Here is an 18,783-nt window from a genome sequence, read left to right as displayed (position 1 = left end):
GCCGGATCTCCTGCGCAGCGCGCGCTGCGCCTGGAGGTGCAGCATGGCCGAGGAGCCGCCGAACCGCGTCCACCCTGGGGGCTCGCCGTGCGAGCCGGGCGCCTCGCCCGCGAGGGCCGATCGCCCGATCATCGTGCAGAAGTACGGCGGCTCGTCCGTCGCCGACGTCGACCGGATCGGCAAGGTCGCCGACCGCGTCGTGGCCGCGAAGCGCGCTGGCCATGACGTCGTGGTCGTGGTCAGCGCGATGGGCAAGACCACCGACGGCCTGCTCTCCCTCGCGCGGCAGGCTGCGAGCGTGGGCGGCGCGGGCGCGGATCCTCCCCGGCGCGAGCTCGACATGCTGCTCTCGACGGGCGAGCGCGTCTCGATGGCGCTCCTCTCGATCGCGATCCAGGCCCGCGGCTTCGAGGCGATCTCGTTCACGGGCTCCCAGTCCGGCATCCTCACGAACGATCGCCACTTCGACGCGCGGATCATCGAGGTCCGCCCGTTCCGGATCGAGGACGAGCTCGCCCGTGGCCGCATCGTGATCGTCGCCGGCTACCAGGGCATGAGCTACCGCCGCGAGATCACGACGCTCGGCCGCGGCGGCTCCGACACCACGGCGGTCGCGCTCGCGGCGGCGCTGCGCGCCGAGCGCTGCGAGATCTACAGCGACGTCGACGGCGTGTACTCGGCCGACCCCCGGGTCGTCCCCGACGCCCGTCACCTCCCCGAGCTCGACTGCGCGGTCCTCCAGGAGATGGCCGAGTGCGGCGCGAAGGTGGTCTGCGCCCAGGCGGTCGAGTGGGCGCGCCGCTCCGGCGTGGCCCTCTATGCCCGGTCGACGTTCGACGCCGCCCCCGGCGCGCGCGAGACCGTCGTGCGCCGCTCCGCGTCCGGCGCGGCGTCTCCGACGATCGCTGCGCGCGCGATCGTCGCCGAGGCCAACGTCGTCCTCGCGCGCGCCCCCGCCGGTCTCCGGCTCGACGCGCTCCTCCGCGCCGCGGGCGAGCTCGGTGTGAGCTTCCGCGATCTCTCCTTCGGCCCTGGCGGCGGCGCCTTCGTTCTCCCGCTCCTCAACGTGCCCGACTGGCAGGGCGCGAAGCGCCAGCTCACCGCCCTCCTGCCCTCCCTCGAGCTCACCGAGGGCCTCGCCTCCGTCAGCGTCGTCGGCGACGGCCTCACCGCCACCGCCGAGCCCCTCGCCCGTTTCATGGAGATCCTCGAGCGCTCCAGCATCGCGCCCCGCTTCACGGTCGCCGGCCCGCTACGCCTCGGCGCCCTCGTCGACGCCGCCGACGCCGCCCCCGCGCAGCGCCTCCTCCACGCCTCGTTCGTCGAGGCCTGATCGCCCCGCGCAGCCCCGAGTCCCCCACGTCCACCGTAGGCCCCCGGAGAGGGTGTCCTCCGCGCGGGGTGGGGGATGGGCCGATGTCTGAGCCTGAGACATGAGTCATCCGGCTTGCCGGATGGCTCATGTCTCAGGCGAGTTCGGCGGGGCCCCCACCCCGCGCGGAGGACACCCTCTCCGGGGGCCGGTCCCCCCGGAACTCCTAGTGCTTCCGCTGCCTCGTGAGCGCGATGAGCCCCGCCGAGCACGCGATCCACACGACCTCGCGCGACGCGTCCCAGGCGATCGCCGCCCGCGGTATCCCCGCCGCGTCGTCCTCTGCAGCGCCGTGAGGCGTCGCCTCGATCTCGGCGATCAGCGTGGGCGCCCCGTTCGACGGCACATGGACGAGCTGCGCCCGGGGCTCGCCCTCGCGCGCGACCAGCGCGAGCAGCGGTGAGCCCCTGTGGTCTCCCGCGAACGCGAGCGCCACGACCAGCGGCAGCCCCTCGATCACCCGGAAGGTCTCGCCCCCGTCGCGCGACACGCAGAGGAGCCCCGCCCCCGAGAGCGCGACCGAGCGCCCCCCCGACGCCGCCGCGAGCCGCCCGTCGTCGGCCTCCGCCGCGCGCCGCGCCGCCCCGGACAGCGTCACCGCCGGCGAGCCCTCGTCGTCGCCGCGGAGCCGCTCGAGCTGCGGCCCCGCCGCCGTGCTCGTGAGCGCCACGATCACCCCCTCGCTCGCGCTCATCCGGAGCACCCCGTCGCGCAGCGCGGGCCCGAGCGACAGCGACAGCGCGCCGCGCGACGGCGCCGGCGCCGCCTCGCGGCGCGCCGACCCCGGCGTCACGGCCGAGCCGGTCTCCGGCGGGACCACGACCGCCCCGGCCGCGGGCGACCACAGCGTCTTGCCGGACAGCACCCAGAGCCGCCCCGGCGTCATCGCGAGCGTCACCGGCGCGCCGCCCGACCCCCACGCGCCCAGCGGGCTCGCCGTCTTCCCGCGATCGTCGCTCAGGAGCAGGTTGCCTCGGCGCGTGGCGATGAGCAGCGCGGCCTCCGACAGCGCGATCGACGACGCCGACGCGTCGACCCCGGCGCGCCGCGCGGCCAGCGCCCCCGCGTCGACGACGAGCACGGTCCCGCGATCGCCGCCCGTCCGGTCCGCGCGCCGCGCGCGACCTCCCGATCGCGCGGCCGGCTCGCTCGCCCCGGGCTCGGGGCCGGCGCCCCCGGCGACGACGTGGCCGCCGGCCACCGCGAGCGTGCTGCACGGCACCGCCGCGCCGGCGCCCTCGACGACGGCCCACGGCAGCGCGTCCCAGACCGGCGCCTGATCGTCCGCGAGATCGGGCAGCTCCGCGAGCAGGTCCTCGCCCTCGTACGCGCCGTCCTGATCGGCGTCGAGCGCGGGCAGCTCGCCCTCGTCCACGTCGTCCGACGGATCCTCCCCGGTCCCCTCCGCGCCGCCGTCGTCGCCGTGCGCTCCGCCGTGCTCGTCGAGATCGTCGTTGTCGTCGTCCTCGTGCCCGGTCGCCTCGTCGGACAGCCACGAGCCCGCGTCGGCGTCCGCGATCCCCTCGTGGAGCGCCCCGACGTCGACGCCCTCCTCCGCGGCCTCGTCTTCCCCGGCCCCGGCCTCGTCCTCCGCGAGCTCGACGCCGACCTCGAGGTCGCTCGCGTTCACGTCGTCGAGCCCGCCCTCTGCGTCGTCGAGCGTCTGCAGGAGCTCCTCGAACCCCTCGTCGCGCTCCTCCTCCTCGTCGTGTCCGAGCGGCGGCAGGTCGATCAGCTTGTCATCGTTCTCGTCGCGCTCGCGCTCGAGCTCCTCGTCGTCGACGTCGGTCTTCGGCTGCGGCGCCGGGCACGTCTCGCGGCGCTCCGCCATGCGCTCGCTCCAGGGTCGGGGGGCTGACATCGGCGGGAGTGTAGCGCCCCTCGCGCCGCTTTCGCCCCGCGCGACGCACCCGCAGGCGGCCACGCGCGCGATCGACCCTCTCCAGAGCCCGCCCGCCGCCGGTCGCGGCGGCCTCTCCCTCCCTGCCCCGGCGAAGAGCCCGCCGCGCTCCACCGACGCCTCCGCCGGGCCCCCGGTGCATGGCAGGTTGTACAATGTTTGTTCTATTCAGGCCCTCAGGGGCCACTTGGTGATTCAATTCACCAAATATCCGCCACGTATACCTGAGTTTCCGGACGATTTCATGTCGTTCCGGATGGCGCTGTATGTATAATCTTTGTTGAACTGATTTGACGGAGAATGACCATGGCCATAGAGTCGACTTCGTTATGTTCGACATCGTCGTCTCCTCCGCGCCGGCAACGCCCTTTGCCCATCGCGTCGCGGCTGCGCTCCGCGAGGCCCGCATGCGCGTAGTCACCTGCGAGATCTCGCCGAGCCGCCCGCCGCCGGACGCGCTGCGGGTCGACGCGGCCGTGGCCTGCGCGCAGAGCCCCGCGGCGCTCCTGGACATGGCCCGCTCGCTCCGCGCGACGCTCGACGGCCCGCCGCCGGTGATCGGCGTCAGCTCGTCGCGCGCGATCTTCTCGATGGCGGAGCTCTCGGGGGCGCTCGCGGACGACGTCCCGAGCGCGGTGCTCGCGGCCCAGGTCCAGCGGCTCGCGGCGCAGTCCGAGCGGCAGCGCAGCCGCGTCATCCTGCGCGGCGAGCTCGACGACGTGGGGCTCGACGGGCTGCTCGCCTCGCTCGCGTCGCGCAGCCGGAGCTGCTTCATCCGCGTGCGCGCCGGCGCGCTCCGCGCCGAGGTGACGGTGGACGCCGGGCGGCCCATCCACGCCCGCGCCGACGGCGTGCGGCCCTCGGAGCGATGGACCGACGCGCTCGTCGCGCTCGGCGACTGGCAGGGCGCCACCTTCGAGGTCGTCGCGAGCGAGGCGAGCGGACCGCAGCGCGCCGAGCGCGAGAGCCACGGCCCCCCGGCGTTCCCCTCCGACGACGCGGCCGACGTGGCCCTCGCCGCCGCGGTGGTGAACGCCTGCACCGCCTACGCGCGCGCCTGGCTCGGCCCCCCGATGACGTCGCGCGTGCTCGCGGCGTCCTGGACCACGGCGCGCGAGCACCACAGCGCGCTCGACGCGTTCGCCATCAGCGGCGACGCGCTCGTCTCCGTGGCCCAGATCGATCGCGCCCGCTCGGCGATCCCGCAGGCGGTCGCCGCCTGGATCGTCGCCTTCTTCGACGCCGCCGCGGAGAAGGTCCCGTCGCGCTTCCAGCGCCGCCGCATCCGGGAGGTCCTTGGCGGGCTCACGCGCCTCGTCGAGCAGGTCGGCTGGGCGAGCGTCTTGTTCGAAGGAGTCGAGCGATGACCCAGATATCGACGATGGATGAGGCGCCGGAGAGCCTCGCGGAGCCCCTCCCCGCCAGCGTGGAGCGCCTCGCCGAGATGACCTCGCAGGAGGTCGACGACCTCCCGTACGGCTTCATCATGCTGGACGAGGAGGGCGTCGTGCTGCTCTACAACCGCTACGAGCAGCGCATGAGCCGCCTCCCGTCCGACCGGGTCGTGGGCAGGAACTTCTTCCAGGAGATCGCCCCCTGCACGCGGGTCGAGGCGTTCCTCGGCCGGTTCCGCGCGCTCGCGCAGCAGCCGCCCGGCGCGACCGACCGGTTCGCCTTCCGCTTCCACTTCCTGCACGGCGCGCAGGACGTCTACGTCCAGTTCGCGCGCGCGCCGGTCAACCGCGTGTTCATGACCGTGCACCGCGTCCCGCTCGAGCACGACGAGCACGAGCGCCCGGCGACCATCCGCCACGAGCGCGAGCGCGGCCGGCTGAACGGCCCGCTCGGCGCCATGTTCCCGCTCGCGTGGGATCAGGTCGCCGCGCTGCTCGCGCGGGTCGGCCAGGGCGCCGCGCGGGAGCTCGGCCGCGGCGTCGGCCGCAGGATCGCGGGCGTCGCGGAGCACACGGTGGTCGAGGCGGGCGCGTCCGCGCTCGACAAGGCGCCGGTGCTGCTCGCGGTGGGCGCGCTCGACCAGGCGCTCGCCGAGCTCGGGATGGGGCGCCTCGCCGCGGATTTTTCCGTGAACCCCCCGCGCGTCGCGTGCTTCGTGCGGCCGCCGGTCGAGTCCGGATCGATCGAGCTGTCCGCCTTCTACGAGGGCGTCCTCGAGACGACGATCAGCGCGGCGCTCAACGCGGCGCACGTCGCCCGGTGCATCGAGGGGAGCGACCTCGCGGCGACGCCGTGGCGCTTCGTTGTCGTGCCCGTCGAGCGCGCCCACGAGCTCCGCGCCCTCGATGGTGAGCGGCCCGACGATCTCGCGAAGCGCTTCGGTCTGCTCGAGAGCAGCTCGGGGGCCGCGGATCGAGGGACGATCGTGGCCTCTTGACGCGGGGCGGGCGCCGGTCATCCCCGCCCCGCTTCGACCGGCGTGCCCGCTGGATCCCTCCCGCGAGCGGTGCTTAGCTCCGCCGTCCAATGCGCCGGCGCGACAGCAATTCCAGGCCAGTCGCCTCTGCGTCTCCGGCCGGCGAGCGGTCCTCGGCGGCCACCGCGGAGACGCTCGGGTCTGCTCGCGGCCCTCTCTCGGTGGCGGAGGCGAGTGCCGGGATGCTGGTGCAGGACGTGCTGGTGCACCCGGCGGACGTCGTGTTCGTGAAGGGCATCGTCGAGGCGAGCGATGGGATCGCGCTCCTGCTCGCGGATCGCGGCGGGGAGCTCACGCTCGCGGCGCCGCTCGGCCGGGGCGACGAGTTCGCCGAGCTCCTGCTCGATCTGGAGCGGGACGTCGGGGTGCGGCGCCGCGGCGCGCCACGCTGAGGCAGGCATGACGGAGCGCCGCGAGCCGAGCTCGGTCGATCTCACGCAGGAGTCTGCGCTGGACCCTGCTGTCCACGAGGGCGCGGCGCAGGGCCTGCCCGCGGCCTCGGGCGCGCTGCTCGATCCGCGGATCCTCGCCGCGTGGCGGGAGTGGCTCGCCGCGCTCGCGACCGACGCCGAGGCCGCCATCGCGGCGGCGCACGTGTACGGCGAGCTCGGCCCCGAGGCGCGCGACGCGTGGCTCGACGTCCTCGCCGAGGACGCGCCCAAGCTGCCGGTCCCGCCGGTCGCGATCTACGCGCCGCTCCTGTCGGTCGAGAGCGACGAGGAGCGCCGCCAGCGGATCGAGATCGCGATCGGGGAGGGGGAGCGCGCGTCGGGTCCCGTCGGCGGCTTCGCGCTGCGGGGCATCGCCGCGGGGGGCGACCGGGTGGTGGCGCTGGTGACGCCGCTCTACCTCCGCTTCGTGCGGGTGCTCTGGTGCCGCTACCTCCCCGAGGACGGCATCGCGTGGGCGCGGCATGATCCGATCGTCCGCGCGGAGGAGGCGCCCGGCCCCGGGATGGTGCTCGACGGCGCGCAGCTCGAGGCGACGCCGATCAAGCTGGTGATCGAGGAGCTGTGCCACGCGATCCTCGCGCAGCAGCGCAAGGGCGCCGAGCTCCCGGCCTCGCTGCAGCTCTGCGCCGATCTGTTCGACGCCCACCTGGAGGGAGATCCGCTGCCGTGAGGCCGCTCGCGCCGGTCGGCTTGCCGCTGCTCCTGCTCGCGATGGGCTGCGCGGGCAGCGGCGACGCGGTCCGGGAGCCCGCGGCGGGCCCGCCGGCGACCGCGGAGGTCCCGGCGCGCGGCCCGGTGCGCACCTTCTCGTACGAGACGCTCGACGGGCGCGCGCTCTCCACCGCCTCGCTGGCGGGCAGGTTCAGCGTGATCGGCTTCGTCGCGACGTACGACGTGGCGTCCCAGGCCGAGGCGCGCTTCCTCGCGGGGTTGTTCCGCGATCACACGCCGCGGATCAACGCGGCGCTCCTCGTCCTCGAGGCGAGCGAGAACCGGCCGCTGGTCGAGGCCTTCGTCGCCGCGCTGAAGCTCCCGTACCCGGTCGCGCTCGCCGACGCCCCGACGATCGCCGGCGAGGGGTCGTTCGCCGGGCTGCACCATGTGCCGAGCGTGGTCATCCTCGATCCCGAGGGGAGGGAGGCGTTCCGGCACGTGGGCCTCATCACCCAGGAAGCGCTCGAGGAGGTCCTCCGCCGCCTCGAGCGCGAGGGCGCGCGGCCCGCGAGGTAGGCCGGGCGCGCGCCGTCTGCTGGGGCTGCGCTGATTCCTCGACCGGGGCGCGGCGGGCCGGGCGATGATGGCGGACATGCTCGACCACATCGGATTTCCCGTTTCGGACTTTGCGCGAAGCAAGGCCTTCTACCAGGCGGCCCTGGCTCCTCTTGGTTACGGGCTCGTGATGGAGATCACGCCCGAGATGACCGGCGGCGCGGGCAGCCATGCCGGCCTGGGGGCCGATGGCAAGCCGGATTTCTGGATCGGCACGGGCGCCGCCCTGCAGGGCAGGCTGCACGTCGCCTTCGTCGCGAAGACGCGCGCCGATGTCGACGCGTTTTACCGGGCGGCGCTCGAGGCGGGAGGCGTCGACAACGGACCGCCGGGGCTCCGGCCGCAGTACCACCCGAGCTACTACGGAGCCTTCGTGCTCGATCCTGATGGGCACAACATCGAGGCGGTGTGCCATGGCCCCTGAGCTGTGATGGCTTCAGGGGCGTGCGTCCTCCCGAGCTACGGGGATCGTGGCTTGGTATGAAGAGAGAATAAACGCAAAGGCGCAAAGGCGCAAAGACGCAAAGACGCAAGAGAGATGAAGGAGGCCTATCCCTCTCCCCTTGCGCCTTTGCGCCTTTGCGCCTTTGCGTTGAAATCTCCTCCCCGCGTCGACGCCCGCGTCCCGCGCGGCCTCGCGATCAGAGCCTGCTCAGGAGATCCGTCTTCTTCGCAGCAAACTCCTGCTCGGTGATGATCCCCTTTTGCCTCAGCTCGGCGAGCCGCTCGATCGCGCCGAAGATATCCGCCTCCTGAGCCGAAGAGGCGCGCGGCATGGCAGCCTCGGCCTGCTGCGCCGGAGCGGCCGTGTACCCGGCCCCTGGCGCCTGCTGCACGGCCAGGTCGCCGGACACGATGGGCAAGCTCAGCACGCTCACCACACCATACTGGCTGGTGAACGTGACCGACGCCCCCGACCCTTGCTGCTGCGAGACTCCGCTGATCTGGTGATCGAGCGTGTCGTAGACGCTGACTCTCCCGTTGACGTCGACAGCCAGCCGCCGCGCGCCGGGGAAGTAGGCATACCGGATGTCGTTCTGCGACCCGGTGGAGCTCGGCACCCCGAGATCCCCGGGCCACCAGCTCCCCGAGCCGCCCCCCGACGCCGGGACGAACAGGCTGACCGGCGAGCTACCGAATCCGCCGCTGCCACCTTGCTGCTGCTGCTGTCCACCCTGCGACTGGGACTGGTAGCTCGCAGGCGCAGGCGCGAAGGGCTGGCTGGCCAGGAGACTCGACAGCTCGGAGCACAGGCCCTCTACCTTGGATTTGAGTCCGCTGTTGAACATGTCGCCGATCATGGTCATGCCGCCCTGCATCCACTGCCCCGAGCCGCCGAGCTCGGGGTGGTAGAACTGCGCCATCGTTCCATGACCGTTCACGAGCGCTTGCAGCAGCGTCATCACCGCGTCGGTGCTGACGAAATAGCGCTGTGACAGCTCGGAAACTCTCCGATGACCTTCGGTGGTGAGTTGCTGCATGATGAGGCGCTCCCGTTGAGGAAGCGCCGAGCGTGGCACGGCGGCCTGTCGCTCGCAATGCGAGCCGAGGGCGACGAGGGAGATCAGCCAGCCAGCTTGCGCGCGCTCGCGAGCTGGACACAGACCGCGACGACCTCCATCGCGACGCGGATCTGATCGAGCGGCGGCATCGACGGCGCGATCCGGATGTTGCGATCGCGAGGATCGCGGCCGTACGGGTACGTCGCGCCGGCGCCGGTGAGCTTCACGCCCGCCTTGTCGGCCAGACGCACGACCTCCTTGGCGGAGCCGTCCGGGGTGTCGAGGCTGACGAAGTAGCCGCCGCGCGGCGTGGTCCACGTGGCGATGCCCTTGCCGCCGAGCTCGCGCTCGAAGATGCTCGTCACCGCCTCGAACTTGGGCCGCAGCAGCTCGGCGTGCCGCTGCATGTGGCCCAGCAAGCCCTTGTAATCCTTGAAGAATCGGACGTGCCGGAGCTGGTTCACCTTGTCCGGGCCGATGGTCTGGATGCCGAGGTGCTTCTTCGCGTCGGCCACGTTCGCGGGGCTCGACGCCATGGCCGCGACGCCGCTGCCGGCAAACGAGATCTTCGACGTCGACGCGAAGACGATCGGCCGGTTGGGGTTGCCCGCGGACTGACACGCCGACACGATGTCCGCGAGCCGGTCGCCCTCGGCGTAGAGGTCGTGGACCGCATAGGCGTTGTCCCAGAAGAGACGGAAATCCGCGGCCGCGGCCTTCATGCTCGCGAGCCGGCGGACGACCTCGGGAGCGTACGTGGTGCCGGTCGGGTTGCTGTACTTCGGGACGCACCACATGCCCTTGATCGACGCGTCCTCGGCGACCAGCCGCTCGACCTGAGCCATGTCGGGCCCGGCGTCGTTCAGATCGACCGTGATCATCTCGATGCCGTGGTGCTCGCAGATCGCGAAGTGGCGATCGTAACCGGGGCTCGGGCAGAGGAACTTGACCTTCGGCTGCTTCGCCCAGGCGCCGTTGCCGTCGGGCACGCCGTGGACGAGCGCGCGGACCACCGCGTCGTGCATCATCGTCAGGCTGCTGGTCCCGCCGACGATGACCTGCGCCGCGGGCACCTCGAGCATCTCGGCGAAGATGGCCTTCATCTCCGGCAGGCCGTCGAGGCCGCCGTAGTTGCGCGTATCCGAGCCGTCCGAGGCGATGAGGTCGTTCGCGCCGGGCAGGGCGAGCATGCCATTCGCGAGATCGAGCTGCTCGGACGACGGCTTGCCGCGCGTCATGTCGAGCTTGAGCCCGCGGGCTACGAAGGCATCATAACGGGCCTCGAGCTCCTTGGTGAGCGAGGCGAGAGCATCCGGGGACAACGAGCGCAGTTCGGTCATGGCGGGCGATGTCTAGCAGAACTTCGCGTGCGCGTCGCGAGGCTGCTCTACGTGCCGGCGGGGTACCGGGCCGACAGCCCCGCGCCGCTCGCGGTCCTGCTGCACGGGGCGGCTTCATGGCCCCCGCGGAGCAGCGCGCTGGTTCCTGCCAGGGAAGGGCTGAGATCGAGCTGGAGGACAGAAGGAGAGGCGCCGGGCGAGCCGCCCGGCGCTCGGCTCACTCGGCGGCGATGGGCTCGCCGCTGTAGGCCGTGTGGGGCACCTCGGGGTTGTTCTCGAAGTACGCCTTGCCGGCCAGGCGCTTCACCAGCGGGCTGAAGCGCTCGGCCGCCTTGCCGGCGACGATGTCGCGGACCAGCGCGACGTCCTCGCGCGCCCGGGTGAGCGTCTCCGGGTCCGTGATGAACGCCTTCGCGGCCTTCGCCTTCTCCGGAGCGGCCTTCACCGCGTTGCGGAGCGCCCCCGCCGCGGACTTGGCCTTCACCACGGCGCGCTCGGCGGCCGACTGCTTGATGAGCGGCGCCACCTCGTACACGAGGTTTGCGGCCGAACCGGCGACCCGGTGCGGCGGGTGGTGGAGCGGGCTCGCGTACTTCGGGTTCTTCTCGAGGAACGCGCGCACCTCGGCCTCCGTGACGCCCGCCTCCTCGTAGGCGCGCGCGAGCTCCTGCTCGGCCAGGATGCGCGCCTTGAACATGTACATCTGGATGCGGGAGTAGAAGTTCGTCGCGCCGTCGCCGCTCGTCTCCACCGCGCAGAAGATCGTCCCGGGGTAGCGCGAGGTGATCAGCGACTGGACGCCGTCGGAGACGCCCGACGAGGGCATGCACCCGAACGGCTTCACGCTCACCGTGACGTGCGCCTTCGACTTCACGGCGTTCACGATGAGCTTGCCGACCTCCATGTGCCCCTCGCCGCCGCGGAGGTCGTTGGAGTAATAGTCCTTCGCCACGTCCGCCACGAGCTCCATGTCGGGCAGGTGGTAGTCGAAGAGGCCGAGCGGCAGCGCGAACGCCTGGAAGCCGACGCGCAGCGCCCCCTCGGCGAGGCGCATCGTCGCGAGGCGCTTGGCCACGCCGAACTCGTCGAGGCCGGCGAGGCCGTAATTGCCCTCGTCGGCGCCGCGCAGGTCGCGCCGCTCGCGCGTGTCGCGGGCGCACTCCCAGATGTTGTAGAGGAGCCACGCGGTCGTGAGCTGGATGTCGTTCTCGCCGCCCTCGCTCTCGAGGAACCTCTGCAGGGCGTAGTTGCCGTCGCCCTCGGTCGTCATCGCCCAGAACTCGCCGATGATCGACGTCTTCGCCTTCGGACGGAGCTTGTCCACCCGGACGGCCTCGAACTCCTTGCGCGCCTCGTAGAGCGCGCGGAAGACGTTCGTCTGCTCGTACAGCGCCTTGTAGAGGATGCGCTTCGCGTTCTCCATCGCGCGGTTCGTCGCGCCGGGCTCGATCTCGTAAGGCCGGATGCGGTAGCCGAGCGCGTTCAGCGTGTCGCCGCAGACGATCGCCTTGATGATCGCGATGAAGAACGCAGGGTTCATCTCCAGGCCGACGTCGTCGCCCGTCGCCTGGGAGAGGCCGCCCGTCTGCTGGAAGAGCATCACCCGGAAGCCGTCGAAGCCGGCGTCGCGGAGCGCCTTCCGGTACTCGGTCACGTACATGCCGAAGCGACAGGGGCCGCACGCGCCCGCGGTCAGGAACACGTAGTTCTTGATGATGTCCTCGGTCGACATCCCCTGCTTGTCGCGCAGGTCGATGAGGTACTTCACCAGGCCGCCGACCGTGAAATAGGTCGGGTTGCACTGCCCGCGGTTGCCGAACTCCTTGCCCGCCTGGAGCCCGGCGTTGTCGCTCATCCCGAAGTAATGGACGTTGTAGCCGAGGCCCTTCAGCGCGCCCTCGCACAGGAAGTCCTGCGCTGCGGTGAGGCCGCTGATGAGGAGCGTCACGCTGTCGCGCTCCTTCTTCGTCATCTTCGGCTTGAGCATGTTGTCGACCCACTGGCGCCGCTCGGCCTTGATCCCGAGCCGCTCCCGTTCGGCCTCCTCGAACGCCCGGAGCTCTGCCTCGATGTCGATGTCAGCCTTGTTGGATCTCGTCTCGCCCACCAGAGGAAGGCGCGTCTTCTGCGTGCTCGTCTGTTCCATGGCGTGGCTTCCCTTCGCTTGGATGCGGGGAGGGGCGGCCGCGCCGTCCCCCCCTCGACCTCGGCCGTATTTCACGCTTCCAAGGGGACGACGGTCCCGTCGGACTGCTTCTTCTTGAGCTGCACAAGCCCCGTCTTCGGCGCCTCGGGCGGCGACTCGGGCGCGACGTAGCTCCGCACCCGCTCGGCGAGCGCGGCGATCTCCTTCTCGAGCGCGGGATCGGTGATCTTCCGCGCCGCCTGCTGCTCCCGCTTCAGCCGGAGCAGCTCGAGGCGCTTCTCGTCGATGCGCTGGGCGAGCTGCGCCTTCTTCTTCGCCGCGTCCTCGAGCGCCTCCTCGTGCAGCTTGAGGCTGTGCGCGTAGGTCTTGACGCGGATCTTGATGGAGCCGCCCGGCTTGTTCGCGTCGATGTCGTGCAGCGCCGCGTACGGCGTGGCGCTCGAGCTCACGATGCTGTCGATGATGCCGTACGTCGGCGCGTCATGGCCGCACTTGAAGCTCGAGAGGTCGAGCAGCACGACGTTCGGGTGGCGGGCGGCGAACTTGACCGCCCAGACCTTCTGCGCGCTGTTCGCCGAGTAGTTCTCCGGCCAGACGTCGTTGATGTCGAGCGGGTGCTGGCCGCTCGCGATCTCGTCCTTGAAGTACCGCGCCAGGTACTCCATGTCGCGCGGGATCGACCGCACCGAGAGGATCGGATAGCCGAGCACCTGGAACTCCTCCGGGATACCGTGGTTGAGGCCAGGATCGGAGTGGTACGGCCGCCCGACCATCAGGATGGCGACCCGGTTCTCGGCCTCGACCGTCTCGAGGATCGCGCGCCCCTTGTCCTGGAGATCGCGCTCGAACTGCGAGAGCGCCCGCATCCCCTCGCGGTGCGCGTGGTCGCTCTCGTCCTCGGTGATGCCGAGCCGCGGGCCCCACGTCTCGAACATCCGGCGCGCCGTCAGCGTCATCTCGGAGAACGTGAGCGGCGGATCGAGGTACTCGATGCCGCGCGTCTTGAAGAAGTCGATCTCCTTCGTGAAGGCGGCCTTCATGACGTCCGGCACGCCCGCGACGATCGGGCAGCTCGTCTTGTCCATCACCCCCTCGCCGAAGCTCGGCACGTGGGTGAGGATCGGGAAGAAGATGTAATTGAGCTTCTTCTCGTCCGAGTGGTGGTGGAACAGGAGGTTGTGGATGTGGGCCTGCGCCACCTTCGAGGGGAAGCACGGGTCGATCGAGCCGTACTTGCCGCCCTCGACCCACATCTCCTCGCTCGTCGCGTCGCTGAAGACGACGTTCTGCTTGGGGACGCCGAGCGCCTCGAAATAGGCCCGGTAATAGGGGCCCGTCGAGTAGATGTTGAGCACGCGCGGGATGCCGATGCGGGTGCGGCGGAGGCGCTCGCGCGTCTCGGGGCCGCTCCGCCGGAACGGGCGCGTCGTCTCGACCCGCCGGATGCCGAGGAAGCCCTTCTTGACGACGACGTCCTTCACCGGCGCGCCGTCCTCGGGCAGCGGCGCCGTGTCGTAGAAGTGCCGGAAGGCGAGCTTCGACTCGTAGTCGACGAGGTTCGGGAACTGCTTCGCGATCTTCTTCCGCTCGGCGACGAGCGCGAGCATCGCCTGCTCGCTCTCGACCGTGCCCTTCTCGCAGGAGAAGCCCGAGATGTAGCGGCTCGTCGTCCCGTCGGGCCGCTTCGCGTCGATGAACGTCCGCTTGCACTCGTTCGGGCAGAAGTGGCAGACGGTCTCCTCGTCGTTCTTCGTCGTGTATTCGAGCGCGATCGCCGCGTCGATGCCGATGAACGTCGAGCGGCCGCGGCGCTTCACGACCCGGAGCGTCTCGAATGCGGCGCCGAGCGCGCCGGCCTCGCCCGTGTGCGGGTGGACGAACACCTCCGCGCCGGGGACGCGCTCCTTGATGTAATCGACCTGCGCCTTGACCGCCGCGAGGTTGTACTGCGTGCCGCCCTGGAGCACGTAGCGCGTGCCGAGCGCCGCGAGCCGCGGGATCTGCACGACGTACTGCCACACGTTCTTCGGCAGCACCTGCGCGAGGCCGGCGAGCAACTCCTCCTTCGAGAAGCCCTCCTTCTGGAAGTTCACCCGGTCGGTGTCGAGGAAGACGGCGCAGCCGTAGCTGAACTTGGGCGCCAGCTCCGCGCCGAACGCGGTGTCGGCGTACTCGGTCACCTTCAGGCCGAACTGGTCGGCCATCGCCTGGAGCAACATGCCATTGCCCGCAGAGCACGAGTTGGAGAGGCGGAAGTTCGCGATATCGCCGTTCTTCATGAACAGGACCTTGATGTCCTGTCCGCCGATGTCGCAGATGACGTCCACGTCGCCGAAGAACTTCACCGCGCTCATCATGTGCGCGACGGTCTCGACGATGTTGACGTCGGCCCGCATGCACTCCTGGAGCACGTCGGCCGCGTACCCGGTGCCGCCGAACCCGAGCACCTCGAGCCTGGCGCCCTGATCGAACACGTACTGCCGGAGCTGGGCGAGGAGCTCCTTCGCGTCCTGGATCGGGTTGCCCTTCGAGAGCTGGTAGGCCTTGCAGACGATGCTGCCGTCCTCGTCGATCAGCACCGCCTTCGACGAGGTGGAGCCGCCGTCGAGGCCGATGACCCCGCGCACCACCTGGCCGGGCGAGAGCTTCATCGGCGTGAACTTCGGGATGCTGTAGAGCTTTCGGAAATCCTCGACCTCGTCGCGCGTCTTCACGAGCGGCGGGCCCGCGCTCTCGCCGAGCCGCGCCTTGCGGCCGTTCGTCATGTACTCGATGAGCCCCGCCTTGCCGCCGTAAAGGCCGACCTCCGGCGCCTCCTTGAGCCCGTAGACGCACGCGCCGAACGCCGCGTAGTACTGCGCGTTCTCCGGGACGAAGATCGTCTCCTCGACCGGCCTGTCCTTCGGCCAGGCGTAGCCGCGCTCGTCCCACGTCTCGGGGATCCGCTTGCGCCAGCACTCCTGCAGGAACGGGAGGTAGGTGTTGGGGCCGCCGAGCAGGATGACCTTGTGCTTCAGCGTCGAGCCGCGCGTGAGCACCGACAGGTTCTGGAGGACGATCGCGTCGGCGAGGGAGCAGAGGATCTCCGTGGAGGGGATACCGCTCTTCACGAGGTTCACGATGTCCGTCTCGGCGAAGACTCCGCACTTCGCGGCGACGTGGTGGAGCTTCGAGTCGTCGAAGTGGATCTGCACCACCTCGGACGACGGCAGGCCCACCTTGATCATGCACTTGTCGATGGTGGCGCCCGTGCCGGAGGCGCACTTGTCGTTCATCGACGGGGCGGCGGTCTTGTCGCCCGTCTTCTCGTCGCGCTGGAAGATGATGATCTTCGCGTCCTGCCCGCCGAGCTCGATGACGCTGCCCACGTCGGGGTGCAGGTTCTCGACCGCGAGCGTGACCGCGTTGACCTCCTGGACGAACTTGGCGCCCAGGCCGGGGCAGAGGGGCGCCGCGCCGGAGCCCGTCATGAACACCCGCCAGCGCTCCCGGGGCGACGCGGGGAACGTCGCCTCGATGGCCTCGAGGAGCTCGAGCACCTTCTCCGGCTGCTTCGTCTGATGCCGCTGGTAGTCGCTCCAGAGAATCTCGAGCGTCTGCGGATCGAGCACGACCGCCTTCACCGTCGTCGATCCGACGTCGATGCCGACCACGACCGGATCCTGGATCTGCCTTCCCATCGGGGCTCCTCCCACCGCCGTCGCCGGCCACCAGCGGTCCGACTGACTGGCTGGTCAGTCGTGATGGCTACAACGGGATGCCCTGAAAATCAAAAAGATTCGGTGCGTCTCGGTCGTCTTGGATCGGCCATTCCGCGCCTTTTCCCGGGAATCTTTGTCCCGGGCGCAAGGTTCCGCCGCCGCGTCCTGTGGCGTGTCGCGCGACGTGTCGCGCGTGTCGCGCGGCGTGTCGTGCGGCGTGCCGCGATTTTTCCGGCGCTTTTCAAGGGGCGCTCCCGGCTGACGTCCGGGTCAGCGTTCGCGCCCCAGGTGACGGGCCGGTGATGGTAAAGCGACCGGCCCATGAACAAGTCCGAGCGCCGCCAAGCGCTGCTGCGCGCGGCGCGCACCGTGTTTTCCGAGAAGGGCTATCACGAGGCGAAGGTCGACGACATCGTCGCGCTCGCCAAGGTCGCGAAGGGGACGTTCTACCTGTACTTCCCCGACAAGCGATCGGTGTTCGGCGAGCTCGTGAGCGGGCTGTTCTCGCGCCTCGGCGGCGCGATCCTCCGCGTGGATCCGTCGGCGGACGTGGAGGCGCAGGTCAAGCACAACATCCGCGCCATCGTGGCCGTGCTGCTCGACGATCCGGCGCTGACGAGCATCCTCCTGTCGCACGCGGCGGGGCTCGATCCGGCGTTCGTCAAGGAGCTGCGCGCGTTCCGCCAGGAGGTGAAGCTGCTGCTCGAGCGGAGCCTCGCGGAGGGGCAGCGGCTCGGCATGATCGAGCCGGGGGACACCGAGCTCTACGCGACGTTCACGATCGGCGCCCTCAAAGAGGTGCTGTTCGAGAACGCCCTCGAGGAGCAGGCGCGCCCGCGCGAGCGGATCGTCACGGCGCTCTACGACCTCCTGCGGCGCGGCTACCTGCGGATGGACCTCGCGCTCGCGGCGCCGCGCGGGGAGCCCCAGGACGACCGGGGCGAGCGGCAGGAGCGGGGCGCGCGGGGCGACAGCGCGGATGCGCCGGGGGACGCCGCGCCCGAGGCGCCCGAGCGGCCGAGCCCGGCGCGCGGCCGCCGCGCCCGGGCGAAGGCGGACTGACCGGCGCGTCAGTCAGGAGGGTGATTACGCCGGTCAGGCCGACGGGGTACGTCGCTCGCGGCGCTCGACGATGTGCGCGAGGAAGTTGAGCAGGGTCCGCGTGCCGAGCTGATCCGGGGAGATGCGGGCGAGGAGCGCCGGGACGTCGAGGCCCTCGGCCGCGAGGACCTCGCGCCGCCACGCGATGTAACCGGCGATGACGTCGTGGTCCATCTCGGGGTGGAACTGCACGCCATAACAGGTGTTCGAGAAGCGGATCACCTGGTGATCGTCGAGCTCGTTGAACGCGAGGCTCCGGGCGCCCTCGGGCAGCGTGCCGACCGTGTCGATGTGGGTCGCGTGGGTCTCGAAGCTCGACGGGAGGCCGTCGAAGAGGGGGTCGTCGGCGCGGCGCTGGACGCGGATCCTGCCGATCTCGCGGCCGCGCGGGTTGCGGATGACCTCGCCGCCGAGCGCCTGGGCGAGGATCTGGTGGCCGAAGCAGATGCCGAACGTGGGGGTGCCGGCGCGCACGACGTCGCGCAGCCACGCCTCGGCGCGGAGCATCCAGGGCTCACGGTGGGGGACGTTGGCCGACGAGCCGGTGATGACGAACGCGGCCGTCCCGGGGCCGTCCGGCGGGGGGAACTCGTCGGCGCGGGCGTCGAAGGTGGCGTATCCGCCGCGCCAGGCGGCGCCGATCGTCTGCTCGATCAGGGCCGCGAACTGGCCGCGCCGCTCGAGGACCGGAGGGACGGGCTCACCGGTCTTCACGATGACGATCTTCTTGTCCTGCTCCACCCTTTCAACATAGCAGAGCGCCCGCCGGGCGAGGGCGGGACTTGGCAGCGCGGGGCGGCGGCGCGAAGATGCTCCCGCATGTCTGCCTATGTCGTGTCGCGCCCGGTATGGCGCCGGTTTCGTCCGCGTTTCCTGGCCCGCGCCGCGGCGCACGTCAGGGCGGGCGGACACGCGGCCATCGTCCTGCCGGACGACAAGGTCGATCTCCTCCTCTCCATCGACGCGCAGGGGGAGCTCACGGAGCTCGGGCTGTGGTCGCTCCTGTCGATCGAGCAGCAGCGCTTCCGCCGCGTGACCGAGGGCCCGGCCCAGGGGCTCGCGACGGCGCGGGTGAAGCGGCAATACGAGGGCTCGGTCCTCGACTGGTGCGAGCGCGACAGCGTGCACCCCGGGGCGATCCGCGAGGTGGCGCTCGACTGCCTGGAGTGCGGGGCCTGCTGCCACGACGCCAACGTGGTGCTCGACGACGTGGACCTCTCGCGCTGGCGCGTGGCCGGGCGGGGCGACCTCGCGGGGCGCGCGTACGTGCAGCGGGCCCGGGACGGGAAGATCACGCTGCGCTTCGCGGCGAGCGGTCGCTGCCAGCACCTCTGCGAGGACAGGCGCTGCGCGATCTACGAGCTGCGGCCGGACAACTGCCGCGCGTTCGTGGTGGGGAGCGAGGCGTGCCTGTCGGCGCGCGAGGAGACGCTCGGGCTGCGGGACGGGGCGCCAGCGGACGTGACGCGGTAGGCGCGGGGCGCGCCGGGCGGTGGTGGAGCGGCAGGCGCCGGCGAGCGCCTCGCGCGGGCCGCGGTCTCGTGACAGGGAAGCGTGACGTGGAGACGA

General features: G+C 71.2%; 15 protein-coding genes. 9 read left to right on the top strand and 6 right to left on the bottom strand.

Features of this window, described 5'->3' with window-relative positions; translation table 11 throughout:
• Positions 1-43 precede the first annotated feature (43 nt).
• Positions 44-1,333, top strand: coding sequence for an aspartate kinase (locus tag WME96_RS33250; protein WP_437285603.1), 1,290 nt, complete (start codon positions 44-46; stop codon positions 1,331-1,333).
• Between the two features lie 205 nt (positions 1,334-1,538).
• On the opposite strand, the gene WME96_RS33245 is transcribed toward WME96_RS33250, so the two are convergent.
• Positions 1,539-3,233 carry a hypothetical protein gene (locus WME96_RS33245; RefSeq protein ID WP_437285602.1) on the bottom strand — a complete coding sequence of 565 codons (1,695 nt, stop codon included), beginning with the start codon at positions 3,231-3,233 and terminating at the stop codon, positions 1,539-1,541.
• 446 nt (positions 3,234-3,679) lie between these two features.
• On the opposite strand from WME96_RS33245, the gene WME96_RS33240 reads away from it, so the two are divergent.
• The 6 genes from WME96_RS33240 to WME96_RS33215 all read left to right on the top strand — a co-directional run bounded on the left by WME96_RS33240 (position 3,680) and on the right by WME96_RS33215 (position 7,848).
• A complete protein-coding gene (locus WME96_RS33240; protein ID WP_437285601.1) occupies positions 3,680-4,639 on the top strand; it encodes a DUF4388 domain-containing protein in 960 nt (319 codons plus the stop codon).
• Positions 4,636-5,664, top strand: coding sequence for a PAS domain-containing protein (locus WME96_RS33235; RefSeq protein WP_437285600.1), 1,029 nt, complete (start codon positions 4,636-4,638; stop codon positions 5,662-5,664). The genes WME96_RS33240 and WME96_RS33235 overlap by 4 nt, the downstream gene beginning before the upstream one ends.
• Positions 5,665-5,885: 221 nt before the next feature.
• Positions 5,886-6,095, top strand: coding sequence for a DUF4911 domain-containing protein (locus WME96_RS33230; RefSeq protein ID WP_433928418.1), 210 nt, complete (start codon positions 5,886-5,888; stop codon positions 6,093-6,095).
• A gap of 7 nt (positions 6,096-6,102) precedes the next feature.
• Complete coding sequence (locus tag WME96_RS33225) at positions 6,103-6,825, top strand: hypothetical protein (RefSeq protein ID WP_437285599.1); 723 nt, start codon at positions 6,103-6,105, stop codon at positions 6,823-6,825.
• Entirely contained in the window at positions 6,822-7,385 is a 564-nt protein-coding gene (locus tag WME96_RS33220) for a TlpA family protein disulfide reductase (RefSeq protein ID WP_437285598.1), read from the top strand. Before WME96_RS33225 ends, WME96_RS33220 begins: the two co-directional genes overlap by 4 nt.
• Before the next feature lie 76 nt (positions 7,386-7,461).
• Positions 7,462-7,848, top strand: coding sequence for a VOC family protein (locus tag WME96_RS33215; RefSeq protein ID WP_437285597.1), 387 nt, complete (start codon positions 7,462-7,464; stop codon positions 7,846-7,848).
• Positions 7,849-8,065: 217 nt separating this feature from the next.
• Here WME96_RS33215 and WME96_RS33210 read toward each other — a convergent pair whose 3' ends face one another.
• From WME96_RS33210 to WME96_RS33195, 4 genes are all read right to left on the bottom strand, one after another.
• Positions 8,066-8,905, bottom strand: a complete 840-nt coding sequence (locus WME96_RS33210) for an SHOCT domain-containing protein (protein ID WP_437285596.1) — start codon at positions 8,903-8,905, stop codon at positions 8,066-8,068.
• A gap of 83 nt (positions 8,906-8,988) precedes the next feature.
• Positions 8,989-10,266, bottom strand: a complete 1,278-nt coding sequence (locus tag WME96_RS33205) for an aminotransferase class I/II-fold pyridoxal phosphate-dependent enzyme (RefSeq protein ID WP_437285595.1) — start codon at positions 10,264-10,266, stop codon at positions 8,989-8,991.
• A gap of 217 nt (positions 10,267-10,483) precedes the next feature.
• Positions 10,484-12,412, bottom strand: a complete 1,929-nt coding sequence (locus WME96_RS33200) for a 2-hydroxyglutaryl-CoA dehydratase (RefSeq protein WP_437285594.1) — start codon at positions 12,410-12,412, stop codon at positions 10,484-10,486.
• Positions 12,413-12,483: 71 nt separating this feature from the next.
• The gene (locus WME96_RS33195) at positions 12,484-16,092 is read right to left on the bottom strand and encodes a BadF/BadG/BcrA/BcrD ATPase family protein (RefSeq protein WP_437285593.1); all 3,609 of its coding nucleotides are present in this window, start codon (positions 16,090-16,092) and stop codon (positions 12,484-12,486) included.
• A gap of 342 nt (positions 16,093-16,434) precedes the next feature.
• On the opposite strand from WME96_RS33195, the gene WME96_RS33190 reads away from it, so the two are divergent.
• A complete protein-coding gene (locus tag WME96_RS33190) occupies positions 16,435-17,175 on the top strand; it encodes a TetR/AcrR family transcriptional regulator (protein ID WP_437285592.1) in 741 nt (246 codons plus the stop codon).
• Between the two features lie 33 nt (positions 17,176-17,208).
• Here WME96_RS33190 and WME96_RS33185 read toward each other — a convergent pair whose 3' ends face one another.
• Positions 17,209-17,955: a glutamine amidotransferase gene (locus tag WME96_RS33185; protein WP_433928406.1), complete on the bottom strand. Its 747-nt coding sequence runs from the start codon at positions 17,953-17,955 to the stop codon at positions 17,209-17,211.
• 78 nt (positions 17,956-18,033) lie between these two features.
• Between WME96_RS33185 and WME96_RS33180 the strand changes: the two genes are divergently transcribed.
• Positions 18,034-18,687: a YkgJ family cysteine cluster protein gene (locus tag WME96_RS33180; RefSeq protein ID WP_437285591.1), complete on the top strand. Its 654-nt coding sequence runs from the start codon at positions 18,034-18,036 to the stop codon at positions 18,685-18,687.
• Positions 18,688-18,783 lie beyond the last annotated feature (96 nt).

Source organism: Sorangium sp. So ce406 (assembly GCF_051474675.1).
GTDB lineage: Bacteria > Myxococcota_A > Polyangia > Polyangiales > Polyangiaceae > Sorangium > Sorangium cellulosum_G.
Note: the sequence above shows the minus strand (reverse complement) of the source record. Positions and strands in the feature narration are given on the sequence as shown.

Coding starts and splice junctions, on each gene's coding strand:
- WME96_RS33250 (WP_437285603.1), top strand. CDS start 44: ATGGCCGAGGAGCCGCCGAACCGCGTCCACCCTGGGGGCTCGCCGTGC.
- WME96_RS33245 (WP_437285602.1), bottom strand. CDS start 3,233: ATGTCAGCCCCCCGACCCTGGAGCGAGCGCATGGCGGAGCGCCGCGAG.
- WME96_RS33240 (WP_437285601.1), top strand. CDS start 3,680: ATGCGCGTAGTCACCTGCGAGATCTCGCCGAGCCGCCCGCCGCCGGAC.
- WME96_RS33235 (WP_437285600.1), top strand. CDS start 4,636: ATGACCCAGATATCGACGATGGATGAGGCGCCGGAGAGCCTCGCGGAG.
- WME96_RS33230 (WP_433928418.1), top strand. CDS start 5,886: ATGCTGGTGCAGGACGTGCTGGTGCACCCGGCGGACGTCGTGTTCGTG.
- WME96_RS33225 (WP_437285599.1), top strand. CDS start 6,103: ATGACGGAGCGCCGCGAGCCGAGCTCGGTCGATCTCACGCAGGAGTCT.
- WME96_RS33215 (WP_437285597.1), top strand. CDS start 7,462: ATGCTCGACCACATCGGATTTCCCGTTTCGGACTTTGCGCGAAGCAAG.
- WME96_RS33210 (WP_437285596.1), bottom strand. CDS start 8,905: ATGCAGCAACTCACCACCGAAGGTCATCGGAGAGTTTCCGAGCTGTCA.
- WME96_RS33205 (WP_437285595.1), bottom strand. CDS start 10,266: ATGACCGAACTGCGCTCGTTGTCCCCGGATGCTCTCGCCTCGCTCACC.
- WME96_RS33200 (WP_437285594.1), bottom strand. CDS start 12,412: ATGGAACAGACGAGCACGCAGAAGACGCGCCTTCCTCTGGTGGGCGAG.
- WME96_RS33195 (WP_437285593.1), bottom strand. CDS start 16,092: ATGGGAAGGCAGATCCAGGATCCGGTCGTGGTCGGCATCGACGTCGGA.
- WME96_RS33190 (WP_437285592.1), top strand. CDS start 16,435: ATGAACAAGTCCGAGCGCCGCCAAGCGCTGCTGCGCGCGGCGCGCACC.
- WME96_RS33180 (WP_437285591.1), top strand. CDS start 18,034: ATGTCTGCCTATGTCGTGTCGCGCCCGGTATGGCGCCGGTTTCGTCCG.